Here is a 13,324-nt window from a genome sequence, read left to right as displayed (position 1 = left end):
CGCGCTCCTCCAATGATTCCCGCCAAAGTGCTTCCCCCAGAGCAATAACCGGCTTACGCGTCAGAAGCCCCGACCCGCACAACTTCCCCTAAGTCGCACACGTCGGACCGATCTTGTTGGACATCATCCAGGTACCCGCCGTCACCGCATCGTTCAGCTACCCGCCGCCGGCTCGCCTGAACGTGCACAAGCCGACCACAAGCCGTATCGCAGCTTCTCGTTGACCACCACAACACCCAGAACTGCAGCCTACTACCAGCAAATAGGTTGTGTCGCTTCCGAAGTTGTACGCAGAACTTAACACGAACGGTCGCGCCCACAGGCTGCCAATGGTATACGCGGAGCCTTTGGCGCCGAGCTCCCCCGGCCGCCAGATGCGTGTCGCACCCCGGGGAGACGCACCGCCAGACTTTCGATCGCGGCGCAGTAACCGCCACATCGGCTTACCTGGATCCCGCGTCTCAATCTTCGAGCACAGTCGGCGATCGATCTGAGACCACCCGCTTGGTCGCCGGTAATCCTCGAGAACCCGCCCATGACTTTCCAGGTAACTTTCCATGGCAGGTTGTACCGCAGTCACCGGCGCTAGGCGCGATTGCGGACAGTTGCGCGCGTGAGCCAACCGAGCAGGTCGTCGATCCCCGGTCGGTTTCCTGCGTGTTGCGATATTCACGTACTTCGCTCCTGCGGTAGTGGAATCGGGCCATCATCGACATCGAGGCGGAATCCGACGATCGATGATATGAGATCCCTGTCATCCTGCTGCATGCCTTGCGCCAGGGCACGGGCGGCGAGCCAACGATCCTTGTCGTCGCGATCCTGCGAAAGCTTGAAACGTCCAGTCATCTCCTCGATGTCAATCTCGAATCCGACGATGAACGGGAAAAGCCTGTCATCGCTAGCCGCTTCGCGAGTTAGCCGATAGCCGCCCGGCGATGGGTCCGCGGCCACGGCTATGCCGCACAGGCCATTGACAACCGCATCTTTGTCTCGCAAAATCCGTGCGCGCCCACGTACTTCCACCGCGATGGAGTTCCATGTGGGCAGTTGGGGCGATTCATATACGTGCGGGGAGATGTATCCATTCGGCCCGTGGAACAAGACGAGCACCCGGTGCCCGTCAAGTAGTTCGGTGTGTGGATTCGCCACATCCATATGACCGAAAAGAACGCCCAGCGGCCCGCGCGATGTGTCGAGGGTTAAGGGAAGCTGTGTGACAACCGGCTCATCTACTCCCCGAGCGGAGATGAGGGTGGCAAATCGGTACCTGTTGATGACAGCCCGCAAACGATCGAGATCGGTTTCCACATACCTCTTCGGTGGATATTCGCCGTGAGTATTTCGCCGGCGACAGGTCGGGGCGCCGCGGCGATTGGTCGCAATTTCCTCGATGATCGCCTGCGCCCGGAAAGGCAACAGCGACAGCAAGGTGTCACCGATCCCGAACGATGCTTCACCGTACCCCTGCACGAACAGCCCGGCCGTTACCGCGGGCGCGGTGTTGACTCGGCAGCTGCGCGACAGCGAGATCGCCCCGGACTCGTCGCGCAAGATGTACGGCAGCACTTCCCGGAAAATCTCGGCGTCCAGCCTCCTGTCGTAACCCGTGGCCAGTACCGCGCCGTCGAAGTGGAATTCGCTGGATTCTCCGCTAAAGCGGTCCGCAAATCTGGCCACGACGCGATTATCGACTTCCCTGACTTGCGTTAATCGCGACTCACAGTGGAGGTGCAGTCGACGGCATCCCTTCACCTGGTCAAGGTAGGCGGTTTCGTATAGCTTCTGCAACAAATCCGGGTCGACGACACCGTAATTTGTCGGCCGTAATTCCTCGCGCACCGCAGACCTTTTGGCAAGCGAATAGTCATAAAATTCGGCGGCGCTGGCCGAAAAGAAATGCTCGTTAATGAATGGAGAGCTATCGGCAGCTCGCAGAGTATGATCCGGTATAAACAAGTGAAGGGTTGCCAGTGGATAATGGTTTAGCAGATACTCGACGATCTCTGCTGCGCTTTGGCCATTTCCAACGACCGCAAAGCGGTAGGCCTTTTGTGATTCGTTGAAGCGGTTCGCGAAGTGCGGCCAGAATTCGCTAGAGTGCAGCACTGCCGATGTAGCCGCGTGTTGGCCGCTTAGGCGAGGAACACCGCCACCGCTATACACCACGTTGCGCGTGAGGAAGCAGGATTCGGCCCCCGTTGTTACCTCACGGGCATAGACTTTAAACAGCGTCATCGGCGCCGTGGTGGACGCCGACTCGCGGACCGGTGCCACCGCCGTTACGACCGTGCCATAACGGACTCGGTCGGCGAAGAATGCGGCAACCCATTGAAGATAGTCGTGGTATTCGAGTCGGCTGGGACGGAATTCATTGAGGTTGACGAACTGCTCCAGACGGCCTTTGGCTTTAGTGTATTGAAGAAACGTGTATTGACTTGCCGGATTACGCAGTGTAGCAAGGTCTTTCAGGAACGAAATCTGCATTTTTGCGCCATCGAGCATCATTCCCGGATGCCATTGAAAGCTTGGACTGCGCTCCAGAAATAAGCCACGACAGCTCGGTACGATCTCATCAGCGGCCACGGCCAGTGCGAGATTCGACGGACCGAAACCGATGCCGATGAAGTCGATGCCGGAATCGGTTTGTGCACTGGCTGGCACAGGCGTCATCGGATCCTCCCCAATGTCATGTCCGCCCTAACTTCTCACATGAAGGTCTCCCGCGTATACCGCTCGCAGTCCGTTCAATATAACCCGGCCGCTCTGCACGCGCCCATTCACGGTGAACTTCCCGCCAACGTCGCAAAACGTCAACGAAAGCGGGCCGTAACGTGTGCCGTTTCCCATCGTTAACGAGGGAGCTTCGGCAGCTACCGTCTGCGCGCGGATTAGGTATCGGATCATTGACAGGATCGAGTGGCGGGTCTCGCAGGATTATAACTGAACCGTTACCTTCGGGCCGACACGGCCCCCTGGAGGGCGACACCACGCGCCACACCGCTGCAGTCGCCGCAGAATGACACGAACATCGGTGTGGCACTTGCCTTCTCCCGGTACCACCGAGCATGAGGGGTGCACGGTCGCCACCACCCACGCCGGCGGAGTGGGCGATCATGCGCTGGCGCCGCACGACGAATTCATTTCGCTAATGATCGGCATGCTACCAAATTTGTAGGCGAGCATTCACCAATGGAATCCCGATAAACGTCACATGTAAAATAGCGAAAAATACGTACATTGGTCTGTATCCTCATATTAATGAGTAAATAATCGCGTTCTGCGGCGCCATCGTCAAATGCGGCATCGCGCGTAGTTTAGACGCTGTGCGGCCCGATGGGAAGGCGCGTGGGCCCCAATGATCGCGGATCCGGCTTTCCAAGTAGTTTGCCATGTGTCTGACATGAGCTAATTTAACGCATGTGCGAGACCCGAACGGAGTCCCGAAGAACCGGTTGGCCTGGGCTTTTGCCGATCGCCAGTGCGCGGGCTAATCCAGGGCTGCTCGTCGGCGGGATGTCGAACGGCCCGCATCCGCCCCCAATGAGGTGCCCAATGAGGTACTGGCGGTCAGACGCGCGATCGCGGTTACCGGCGGCGCGGTGGGGCGGGCACGGATGCGCCGGTGTATTGGCTTCGATTTTTCAAAATCCGCTGCGCATTCACCTAAAACCCCCAGCAGCCTTGCCCCGGCGAGACGACCGACCCCACCGGCCTTAGGAGAGCCCGCCCCAGCGGAGCGACACCGGACAACGTGTCACACCCGCATGCCAGAATCGCCATCACCGGCCAGCCAGAACCGGCTTCGTCCGACCAGCCAAGCCCGCACAAAAAATCGAGGGCGGCAGTAATCGGTGCTACCGGACCCTTGAGCCGTCCGGCGTGATGGTGGACCTGGGCGCCGAAGGTGCGATTCGGCGACGGTGTCCCGGTGCGGATAGGTTGGTTCCTGACGGAGGAACTAGCGAGGAACTAGCATGGCGGACCGGTGATGCGCGCGGAAAGGCGGTTCATGATGACCACACCCGAATCGAAATGGGCTCGCTCGGATAACGACCAGTGGGACATCATCAGCAGCGTGGGCTATACGGCGTTGCTGGTCGCGGGGTGGCGCGCCGTGCACGCTATGGACCGGCAGCCCCTGGTGCGAGACGAGTTCGCAAAATATTTCATCACCGCCTCGGGCGACCCATACCTTACCGGGTTGCTGGCAAACCCAGTGAAGTCTGAGAACGCGACCGCTTTCCCACGTCTCTACGGTGTGCAGACACGATTTTTTGACGAGTTCTTTCATGCTGCTGCCGACGCCGGCCTACGGCAGGCGGTAATCGTGGCGGCCGGACTTGACTGTCGAGCGTATCGGCTCGAGTGGCCCGGCGGAACTGTCGTTTTCGAACTCGACCAGCCAAAGGTGCTGGAATTCAAGGCGCGTGTGCTCGCCGAATGCGGGGCTCAGCCCGCTGCTCACCGCGAAGCAGTGGCAGCAGATCTGCGTGCGGACTGGCCCGCGGCGCTGACAGCGGCCGGATTCGATCCGCAAAGGCCCACCGCCTGGTCGGTGGAGGGCGTGCTGCCCTACCTGACCGCCGCCGCTCAAGACACCCTCTTTGCCCGCATCGACCGGTTGTCAGCGTCAGGCAGCCGTGTGGCGATCGGCGCCCTTGGCTCGTTTCATGATTGGGACCAGTTCGCTGCCCTGGAGGCGGCCTTCCCGGGAGTCAATATGTCGGGTGAGGTCGATTTTTCCGCTTTGACCTACGACCACGAAAACAAAACCAGCCCCGCGGCATGGCTGGCCGCCCATGGGTGGGCCGTCGATCCCATCCGCACAAATCCTGAGCTGCAGGCCAGTTACGGAAGAACTCCCGCAGACGTCGACATGCGGATCGACTCCATCATGCACTCCCAGTACATAACCGCCACGCGGTGAACTCCACGCAGTACGGCAGTGCGCGGCGGGGAGCCATTTCGCCCGGGCCGATCAGGAGCGTCCGGGAATGATGGTGACGCGTGTAAGGCCGTGAGCTGTCGAGCGTCACCGCCAATAGCCGACGGCGAACGATGAGAGCGGCGGAGCTGGGACTTTGGGCCGGGGACCTTGCACTCCTCCCGGCTGTTGAGATACTCCCGGTGAATAAGATTGGCGGCCAAGCATTGCCACCGCACCAGGGCGAGCATACGCCATTGCCCTACCACACGCGCACCCAGTCGACGAGCATCTCCGCCGGGTAGGAACCCGACGCCGGATCGCCCCCACCCGAACCACCGACCGCAAGATTGAGAACCGGAAACATCGTGTACCCCGGCTCGTCCCACGGCCACTCGCGAATGGGCACGTCCAGATTCTCGATACCGATCGCCGGAACGGTGAAGTACGGCTCTGCGCCGTCGACGTAGTCTTCCCAGAAGTAGAAGCCGTTCCGGTCCCATCGGACCCGCCATCGGTGCCAGGCTCCGTCCACGGCGATCGGGTGGGTTTCAAACGCTGTGCCGATGGCGTTGGCGTGGACCGTGGTACCAGGAGGCCACGAGCCGTTGCCGTACCACTCCAGCACGTCGACTTCGCTACTGCGATCGGGATCATCATTGGACAACCACCAGGCGGGCCAGCAGCCCGCGGTGAGGCAGTTCAGTTTTATCCGGGCTTCCCAGGTGGTGCCGACACCGCCACGCCAAGTGCCGCTCACCAGACCGCCGAAGTAGGTGGCCGAATCTTTTGTGGCGCGCAAGACAAGATTGGACTTGCCGTCGAGGAACACGTTTTGGCGGCTGTCGCGGTATTGATACCAAAACTCCGGCCGGTCAAATCCGACCGGGTTCTTAATAGGCGTCCGGTGGGTCGCCACCGTCCACCTCGCCGGGCTGGGTGCCGAACCGGCGGGCCCGTCGAACTCGTCGTGAAAAAGATAGCCTCCGGTCGCGGCACCGGGCGGCGCCGCCGGTGCCGGCATCCGTTTCACCGGAGCGTCCCGTGGGAAGGAATACGCCTGGGCCTGTGGGATTGGGGCGGTGGCCGCCATCACACTGGCCGCCATCATCAACAGGGCGCCGCGCCGACTCACCTCAGGCACAGTGACACTATAAAGCCGCCGAGTTACATTGGAGCAAACGACGTCTCACGAACGCTCCCCAGGGGCGCCGGCGGGTCGACGGGCCTGGGGTCTATAGGGCTTTGCGGGGAACGTCGGCAATCAGGCCGCCATCGATGACGAACTCGGCACCGGTCGCATACGAGGACTCATCGCTGGCCAGGAACACCACGAACGTCGAGACTTCCGTTGGGGCGCCTGGGCGCCCGAGCGGGACAGTCACCGTGTTGTCGGGCAGGTACTTGGTCATCGGCGTGCGGATGAAGCCCGGATGAATCGAGTTGACCCGGATTTTTTGCGGCGCCAGTTCCAGCGCCACCGATTTAGTGAGACCCCGAACCGCCCACTTGGAGGCCACATAGCCGTGCACCCATGGGGCACCGCGCAGGCCTTCGATCGATGAGACGTTGATAATCGATCCGCCACCCGCGATGGTCATGGGGTCGATCACGGCCTGCATGCCCAGCAGCGTGCCGGTGAGGTTGACATCGAGAACCTGCCGCCACTTGGTCAAATTGATCGTCTTCAGTGGGCCCAGGTTCACGATGCCGGCGTTGTTGACCAGCACATTGAGCTTTCCGAACTCATCCACCGCCGTGGACACCGCGGTTTTCCACTGATCGGGGTCGGTCACGTCGAGATGGACGTAGCGTGACGCGGTTCCCAGCTCATCGGCCAGCGCCTCACCCTCGGCGTCAAGAATGTCACCGATCACCGTCTTCGCGCCCTCGGCCACGAGCAACCGTGCATGAGCGGCGCCCATCCCCCGGGCGCCGCCGCTGATGAGTGCGACTTTACCGTCCACGCGTCCCATGCCGGGTCAGGCTACCGCAGGGCCGCAGCCGGACGAGAACACCGGCGGGGCCAACCCGGCGGCGCAGCAACACCGCTCGGGTGGCGCAGGATGGTGTCGGTGGTGAGTTGCGAGCGCCGCCTCGCGCCGGTAGCTAGCCGGTGATCCCGGTGTCAGAGGGGAAGCCCCCGCCGACGATGGGGAATCCCCCGCCGGTCAATTGCCCAACCTGCCACCCGTGCTCGGTGCACATCATGGGCAACCCGTCGGGGGTCTGTGCCACCGATCCACGCGGATTCGCGCAGGGTGCGCCCACCTGCTGGACCCCATATATCGGGTAGGAGATCACCCAGTAGCCCGACTGTGCGGGCGGGAACTGATTGATGATGAAATGGCACGCCTCGACCTGGCCACCGGGGCCCCGGCCGAAGATAAACCGCTGGTAATTATCGCACGGCGCGCCGAGCGAGGCGTCATAGCTCATGCCCGGCACATCGCCGTCGTAATGCTGAGGGTCGGCGGCGCTAACCGGCGCGATGCCGATGGCCGCACCCGCCGTGGCAGCGGCGACGAGCAGTTCGCGAATCATGATCCACCCTTGGTGTTATGTCACCCGGTCCGTCCGATACTCCGGTGGCCTGGACCACAGCATAGCCGGTCCGGGCCTGCCCACAACGCGGTTTGCTCAACCCCCATCGGGCAGTGATCCGCGCGGCGAGGTCGCGCCGCACGCCATCGCGGGGCCGCATGGCAATTCCGGGCCGCACAACACCACAACACTTCGCGCCGCAGAGTTTCGGTGCGGCGCAGCACCACGGCGACGAACTGCCGGTACGACGGCGTGGCGACGAATTGCCGACACAACGCCGCACCGCGGCAATCCGGTGGAAACGAACAGCCGTTCGGAGCGCATGGCGTCGAAGAAGGCGGTCCCGCGTGCTCGCATCGGCCCACGGCCATCGCCCGGCTCGCCCAGACGGCCGTGGCCCGCAGTGCTCAACGGCACACACAGCGCCCCCACCCCCCATTACCATGAACGCGCGGCAGGAAGGAGCACGAAAGCCCACCGTCTTTACCAGAACCGTGTCTTTGCGGTAACCCTAAGGAAGGCCGATGACGACTTATCGAGCCGTGCAGGTAAGGTCCCCCGGTGGGCCGCTGGAGCTTACCGACGCCCACACCGCTTCACCGGGTCGTGGCGAGGTACGCCTCGCGGTCGCCGCGTGCGGCATCTGCGGGACCGACCGGGCCTTTGTTCGCGGCCAGTTCCCGAACATGTCCTGGCCGTTGACCCCTGGGCATGAGATCGCTGGGACAATCACCGAGGTGGGCGATGGTGTGGCCGAGTTCGCCGTCGGCGATCGCGTCGCCGTGGGGTGGTTCGGGGGCAATTGCAGCTACTGCACCCCGTGCCGAAAGGGCGACTTTATCCACTGCGCGAATTTGCAAGTTCCAAGCTGGCATTACCCCGGCGGCTACGCGGAGTCGGCGGTGGTGCCGGCCACCGCGCTGGCGCGGATTCCAGACGCGTTATCGTTCGCCGACGCCGCCCCAATGGGCTGCGCCGGGGTGACGACCTACAACGCGTTGCGCCGCACGAACGCGGTAGCGGGTGACCGGGTTGCGGTGCTGGGCATTGGCGGTCTGGGACACCTCGGAGTGCAGTTTTGCCGGGCCATGGGCTTTGAAACCATCGCGATCGCCCGCGGTCCCGAAAAAGAGCACGATGCGTACCGCCTCGGTGCCCACCACTATATCGACTCCACTAAAACCAATGTCGCGCAGGCTATTCGGCAACTTGGCGGTGCAGCTGTCGTGCTTGCCACCGCCGGGAGCTCGTCGGCGATGGCGCAAACGGTGGACGGGCTGCTTCCCCGCGGTGAGCTCGTCGCCCTCGGTGTCAGCGCCGACCCGCTGCCGGTCAGTCCGATTCAGCTGATAACCGCCGGGCTCAGCATCACCGGCCATCCTTCCGGTACTGCCCGCGATGTCGAAGAGACCATGAATTTCGCGGTGCTCGCCGGGGTGCGCCCCTGGGTGGAGCGACGACCGCTAGCCGAGGCCGCGGCGGCGTACGCGACGATGGAGCTCGGCCGGGCCCGCTACCGTATGGTGCTGACCACGTGAGGGCACCGTCTCCGGCCACCGTCTCCGGCCCGCACGCCCGCAGCCGATACAGTCGGGGTGTGGCCGACGACCGCTGGATCCTGGACGCATCCGACGGGGAATTGCTTATCCGCACGGGGGTCACGGGCAGAGCTGCGAGAATGGGGCATCGGCTCACCATCGCAATGCAGCGGTGGCAGGTCACGGTGATCTGGGCCGATGGCGAACCTACCAGCGCGAAGCTGACCGTCGAGGTAGATTCGCTCGAGGTGCTGCAGGCAGAGGGCGGGGTCAAGGCCCTGTCCGCACCGGAGAAGGCCTTGGTCCGGTCGAATGCGTTGCGGACGCTCGATGCCGACCACTTCCCCTGGATCTGCTTTGCCGCCGAGAGCATTCAAAAGACCGGCAGGGGATATCGCCTTATCGGCAAGCTGCAGATCCACGGCAAGACACGTGACCGCGAAATCGACCTTCGAACAGATGACCTCGATGATTGGTGGCGAATGTCCACCCAGGCCACCGTTCGCCAGTCTGATTTTGGCGTCAAGCCCTATTCACTGCTGATGGGCTCGGTGAAGGTGGCCGACGAGGTCATCGTGTCCTTTTCCGCCACCCGGCCCAAAGCGGCCTGACTGATAGCAGGAGACGAGATGCGAGTGGGAGTCGTGTTCCCGCAAACGGAGATCGGCGCCGACGCAGGTGCCGTGCGCGCCTACGCCGAGCACGTCGAAGGGCTGGGTTTCACGCACTTGCTGGCCTACGATCACGTCGTCGGCGCGGACCCCGCAGTCCATGTCGGCTGGAATGGGCCTTATGACATCCACAGCACCTTTCACGAGCCTTTGGTGATGTTCGGCTATCTGGCGGCCATAACCACGTCACTGGAATTCGCAACCGCTATCGTGATTCTGCCTCAGCGGCAAGCTGTTCTGGTCGCAAAACAGGCCGCTGAGGTGGATCTGCTCAGCGGCGGCAGGCTGCGGCTCGGCGTGGGGATCGGATGGAATGCCGTGGAGTATGAAGCGCTGGGCGAGGATTTCTCGACTCGCGGCAGACGCTGCGAAGAGCAAGTCGACCTCATGCGGCGGCTGTGGACCGAGGAAACCGTCACCTATCACGGCACCTTTCACCACGTGACCGGGGCCGGACTCGCACCCCTACCGCTGCAGCGCCCGATTCCGGTGTGGTTCGGGGGCTCTTCCCCCCGCGCTTATCGGCGAATCGGCCGCCTGGCCGACGGTTGGTTTCCCATGATGGGGCCCGGCCCGCGGCTCGATGAAGCACTCCAGTCGATTCGCCGCGCCGCCGCGGACGCGGGCCGCGACCCCGCCGGCATCGCCATGGAGGGCCGAGTGTCCTGGCGGGACAATGCGGGGGAACTCGCCGATGCGCTGCGCGCATGGGCCGATGCCGGAGCGTCACACGTGGCGATCAACACCATGGGTGCCGGTCTGGAGTCGGTTGACGACCATATCGCCGCGTTGACAACCGCGGCCGACGTCGCCAAGGCATTCGAGACTGGAAATGGTTTTCCCCGATCCCGATATTGAATCGAGATGTATTTGCGTCCTGATCGACATCCGGGCTATCGACAAGGTAAGTTTTGCCCATGGCCGTGGCGGCATACGACCGAACAAGGGGCACAAACATGATCCAGGTGAGCAAGAAGATGCGGGGTTGGACGCGCCGGCTGCTGGTGGCCGCGGTTGCGGCCGTGGCGTTGCCGGGCCTGATCAGCCTCGCCGGCGGTGCGGCGACCGCGGGGGCCTTCTCCAGGCCGGGGCTGCCCGTCGAATACCTGATGGTGCCCTCGCCGGCGATGGGCCGCGACATCAAGGTCCAGTTCCAAAGCGGCGGGCCCAACTCGCCGGCGCTGTATCTCCTCGACGGACTGCGCGCGCAGGACGACTACAACGGTTGGGACATCAACACGGCCGCATTCGAGTGGTACTACCAGTCGGGCCTGTCGGTGATCATGCCCGTCGGCGGGCAGTCCAGTTTCTACACCAACTGGTACCAGCCGGCCTGCGGCAAAGCCGGTTGCCAGACGTACAAATGGGAAACCTTCCTGACCAGTGAGCTGCCGGGGTGGCTGTCATCCAACCGCGGGGTCAAGCCCACGGGCAGCGCCGCGATCGGTCTGTCCATGGCGGGTGCGTCCGCGCTGATACTGGCCGCCTACCACCCCCAGCAGTTCGTCTACGCGGGCTCGATGTCGGCGCTGATGGATCCCTCCTCGGGGATGGGCCCCTCCCTGATCAACCTCGCGATGGGTGACGCCGGCGGGTACCATGCCGTGGACATGTGGGGCCCGCCGAGCGATCCGGCGTGGCAGGCCAATGACCCGACGGTGCAGATCCCCAAGCTGGTTGCCAACAACACCCGGCTGTGGGTCTATTGCGGCAACGGCACCCCGTCGGAGTTGGGTGGCGCCAATGTTCCCGCCGAGTTCCTCGAGAACTTTGTGCGGAGCAGCAACCTCAAGTTTCAGGACGCCTACTACGCCGCCGGCGGTCACAACGCGGTGTTCAACTTCCCGGACAGCGGCACGCATAGCTGGGAGTATTGGGGCGCGCAGCTGCAGGCGATGAAGCCCGACCTGCAGCGCTCGCTGGGTGCCAGCGGCGCGGCCTAGCCGGCGAGCCGCGCCCGTGGCCGATGGACCGCGACCGGTAAACCCGCAACGGCGGCAGCGCCACAGCCGCTATCCCGATGCGGCAGTGCTGGGGGCCGCCGACGCGGGACGAGTGGCCGTGCCCCGCGGTTGGTGCGCGCATTTCCGGTCGGTCACCGCGGTCCCCTTTCCCAAGCGCTGCTCGACGAGCACAATCGGTAGGGAAGTGATGGAAAGGAGGGGCGATGAAGGCTCATGTTGGCGATTGGCTGGTGATCAAGGGTACGACGGTTGAGCGGCCGGAGCAGCGCGGAGTGATCACCGAGGTGCGGTCCGCCGACGGGTCGCCACCCTATGTCGTGCGATGGACCTCCAGCGGCCATGAAACGACGGTGTTTCCCGGACCGGACGCGCTCGTGCTCACCCCCGCGGAATTGGAGGAATTCGACCAGCGAGCGCGGTCTCGGGTGGCCGCGGAGCACGCAACCGCTCAGCACAGCCACAGCGGATAGCGATCGAGCGCCGCGTGCGGACCGGCGGCTAAACCGCCGAGCCCGGGCTCATCCCAGGTTTTGATTGAGCCTCTCGGTGATGTCAACCCAGCCGGTGGTGTCGTCGCGGTGGTTGCCGGTGTTCCGGCATTGGCCATAAAGACGGAGAATCCCCAGGGTGGCGTCATCGCTGCTGCGGTAGATGATGGCGGTGACGCCGTCCTTGTAGAGGGTGTTGCCGTGCAGATGCTGGTTGGGCGGGAGACCTTCGCGCCACCCGTGCGTAAGCATCGTCGCCGTGACGTTGTGAAAATAGGTGTCCACGCTGGTGCCGGCGGGCAGCCAGAAGTTCAGGTAAAGGGCACCCTGATACGGAGGCTCGTCGTGGTTCTTGCAGGACATCAGCAGATAGCTAGCTGTCGGCTTCTGTAGCCGAGCCAAGGTGACTATTTCTCTGGCCGGCTCGACGACTTGAGCCTCACTAACAGCGTCGCTGACTGGGTTGGTGGGGTGATCGAGAAAGTCCGACGGCGACGAATGCAGCCGCCCGATCGAGACAAAAGCGCCCCCCAACACCAGCGACACCAGGAGCGTTGCGGCGGTCATCGCCCGGACCCCCGGCGAGCGGAGCCATTCCCCTCGTCGGTGGGTCGGCGCGGATACGCGCAACGCGGACATCAGCGTCTCGAACATGGCGACCTCACCGCCGACACCAAGTTAGCTCTAGCCTAACTCCGAATCCTGATCGCAACGATCCTGGCCGGTGACGGCCGGTGTGGGCCTGGGTGCGGACGCGCCGGCGCCAGGCCGCGGTTAGCCGCCCAGGGCTGCGATGAGTTCCTTGATGCGGGCCGCCTCGTCCGCGGTCGGGATTTCGTCGGCTTCGATGGCGTCGAGCAGATCCGCACGCAGACCGGCACCGTTGGCGGTTTCCTGGGCGGAAAGCTTGGCGCGCCGGCGCGCGACATAGAGTTGCTGGCCCAAGGTCGCACCGGGTGCCGAGGCGACCATGCTCATCAGATCGTCATAGCGGGTTCGAACCCCGCTGAGCGCCACGATCACCGACGGCGTCGCCCGTTCCCGCGACGCCGCGCGCGTCAACGCGGCTTGAAGCTTCCGCAAACCGGACAGGATGACGGCCGCGCGTGCGGAAAACTCGGGATCGCTGGCGTCTGGCAGAGCGTCGATCGCGGCGTTAAACATCTGCATAGCCGCGTCGACCAAGCTGACTATG

12 protein-coding genes are annotated in these 13,324 nt (G+C 63.5%); 6 read left to right on the top strand and 6 right to left on the bottom strand.

The genetic code is table 11. The annotated features are described in order from the left end of the window. Positions 1 to 669: 669 nt before the first annotated feature. Positions 670 to 2,670, bottom strand: coding sequence for a SidA/IucD/PvdA family monooxygenase (locus MSM1_RS16130; RefSeq protein ID WP_213444294.1), 2,001 nt, complete (start codon positions 2,668 to 2,670; stop codon positions 670 to 672). 1,342 nt (positions 2,671 to 4,012) lie between these two features. Between MSM1_RS16130 and MSM1_RS16125 the strand changes: the two genes are divergently transcribed. Beyond that, a complete protein-coding gene (locus tag MSM1_RS16125) occupies positions 4,013 to 4,927 on the top strand; it encodes a class I SAM-dependent methyltransferase (protein ID WP_213444547.1) in 915 nt (304 codons plus the stop codon). Positions 4,928 to 5,186: 259 nt separating this feature from the next. Here MSM1_RS16125 and MSM1_RS16120 read toward each other — a convergent pair whose 3' ends face one another. From MSM1_RS16120 to MSM1_RS16110, 3 genes are all read right to left on the bottom strand, one after another. Continuing rightward, positions 5,187 to 6,035: a family 16 glycosylhydrolase gene (locus MSM1_RS16120; protein ID WP_213444546.1), complete on the bottom strand. Its 849-nt coding sequence runs from the start codon at positions 6,033 to 6,035 to the stop codon at positions 5,187 to 5,189. A gap of 124 nt (positions 6,036 to 6,159) precedes the next feature. Further along, entirely contained in the window at positions 6,160 to 6,900 is a 741-nt protein-coding gene (locus MSM1_RS16115; protein ID WP_213444292.1) for a glucose 1-dehydrogenase, read from the bottom strand. A 133-nt stretch (positions 6,901 to 7,033) separates the two neighbouring features. Then, entirely contained in the window at positions 7,034 to 7,468 is a 435-nt protein-coding gene (locus MSM1_RS16110; protein WP_213444290.1) for a hypothetical protein, read from the bottom strand. 524 nt (positions 7,469 to 7,992) lie between these two features. Here MSM1_RS16110 and MSM1_RS16105 point away from each other — a divergent pair. The 5 genes from MSM1_RS16105 to MSM1_RS16085 all read left to right on the top strand — a co-directional run bounded on the left by MSM1_RS16105 (position 7,993) and on the right by MSM1_RS16085 (position 12,111). Further along, the gene (locus MSM1_RS16105; protein ID WP_213444288.1) at positions 7,993 to 9,006 is read left to right on the top strand and encodes an alcohol dehydrogenase catalytic domain-containing protein; all 1,014 of its coding nucleotides are present in this window, start codon (positions 7,993 to 7,995) and stop codon (positions 9,004 to 9,006) included. Between the two features lie 59 nt (positions 9,007 to 9,065). Next, positions 9,066 to 9,617, top strand: a complete 552-nt coding sequence (locus MSM1_RS16100) for a YceI family protein (RefSeq protein WP_213444286.1) — start codon at positions 9,066 to 9,068, stop codon at positions 9,615 to 9,617. Positions 9,618 to 9,635: 18 nt separating this feature from the next. Continuing rightward, positions 9,636 to 10,535 (top strand): LLM class F420-dependent oxidoreductase, encoded by a 900-nt coding sequence (locus MSM1_RS16095; RefSeq protein WP_213444284.1) that lies wholly within the window; start codon positions 9,636 to 9,638, stop codon positions 10,533 to 10,535. Between the two features lie 98 nt (positions 10,536 to 10,633). Further along, positions 10,634 to 11,620 carry a diacylglycerol acyltransferase/mycolyltransferase Ag85B gene (gene ag85B / locus MSM1_RS16090; protein ID WP_213444281.1) on the top strand — a complete coding sequence of 329 codons (987 nt, stop codon included), beginning with the start codon at positions 10,634 to 10,636 and terminating at the stop codon, positions 11,618 to 11,620. Positions 11,621 to 11,844: 224 nt separating this feature from the next. Continuing rightward, complete coding sequence (locus tag MSM1_RS16085; protein ID WP_213444279.1) at positions 11,845 to 12,111, top strand: DUF1918 domain-containing protein; 267 nt, start codon at positions 11,845 to 11,847, stop codon at positions 12,109 to 12,111. Between the two features lie 48 nt (positions 12,112 to 12,159). Here the strand turns inward: MSM1_RS16085 and MSM1_RS16080 are convergent, their stop codons facing one another. Both MSM1_RS16080 and MSM1_RS16075 read right to left on the bottom strand, forming a co-directional pair. Further along, positions 12,160 to 12,696, bottom strand: a complete 537-nt coding sequence (locus MSM1_RS16080) for a hypothetical protein (RefSeq protein WP_236056442.1) — start codon at positions 12,694 to 12,696, stop codon at positions 12,160 to 12,162. A 207-nt stretch (positions 12,697 to 12,903) separates the two neighbouring features. Beyond that, positions 12,904 to 13,293: a hypothetical protein gene (locus MSM1_RS16075; RefSeq protein ID WP_213444544.1), complete on the bottom strand. Its 390-nt coding sequence runs from the start codon at positions 13,291 to 13,293 to the stop codon at positions 12,904 to 12,906. Positions 13,294 to 13,324: the final 31 nt, after the last annotated feature.

It is taken from the genome of Mycobacterium sp. SM1 (assembly GCF_018361265.1).
GTDB lineage: Bacteria > Actinomycetota > Actinomycetes > Mycobacteriales > Mycobacteriaceae > Mycobacterium.
This window is presented reverse-complemented; position numbering and strand designations above follow the sequence as displayed.

What these genes read in the sequence shown, in the direction of transcription:
- MSM1_RS16115 (WP_213444292.1), bottom strand. Translation starts at nt 6,900, where the DNA reads ATGGGACGCGTGGACGGTAAAGTCGCACTCATCAGCGGCGGCGCCCGG.
- MSM1_RS16085 (WP_213444279.1), top strand. Translation starts at nt 11,845, where the DNA reads ATGAAGGCTCATGTTGGCGATTGGCTGGTGATCAAGGGTACGACGGTT.
- MSM1_RS16080 (WP_236056442.1), bottom strand. Translation starts at nt 12,696, where the DNA reads ATGACCGCCGCAACGCTCCTGGTGTCGCTGGTGTTGGGGGGCGCTTTT.
- MSM1_RS16110 (WP_213444290.1), bottom strand. Translation starts at nt 7,468, where the DNA reads ATGATTCGCGAACTGCTCGTCGCCGCTGCCACGGCGGGTGCGGCCATC.
- ag85B (WP_213444281.1), top strand. Translation starts at nt 10,634, where the DNA reads ATGATCCAGGTGAGCAAGAAGATGCGGGGTTGGACGCGCCGGCTGCTG.
- MSM1_RS16130 (WP_213444294.1), bottom strand. Translation starts at nt 2,670, where the DNA reads ATGACGCCTGTGCCAGCCAGTGCACAAACCGATTCCGGCATCGACTTC.
- MSM1_RS16075 (WP_213444544.1), bottom strand. Translation starts at nt 13,293, where the DNA reads ATGTTTAACGCCGCGATCGACGCTCTGCCAGACGCCAGCGATCCCGAG.
- MSM1_RS16095 (WP_213444284.1), top strand. Translation starts at nt 9,636, where the DNA reads ATGCGAGTGGGAGTCGTGTTCCCGCAAACGGAGATCGGCGCCGACGCA.
- MSM1_RS16125 (WP_213444547.1), top strand. Translation starts at nt 4,013, where the DNA reads ATGACCACACCCGAATCGAAATGGGCTCGCTCGGATAACGACCAGTGG.
- MSM1_RS16105 (WP_213444288.1), top strand. Translation starts at nt 7,993, where the DNA reads ATGACGACTTATCGAGCCGTGCAGGTAAGGTCCCCCGGTGGGCCGCTG.
- MSM1_RS16120 (WP_213444546.1), bottom strand. Translation starts at nt 6,035, where the DNA reads ATGATGGCGGCCAGTGTGATGGCGGCCACCGCCCCAATCCCACAGGCC.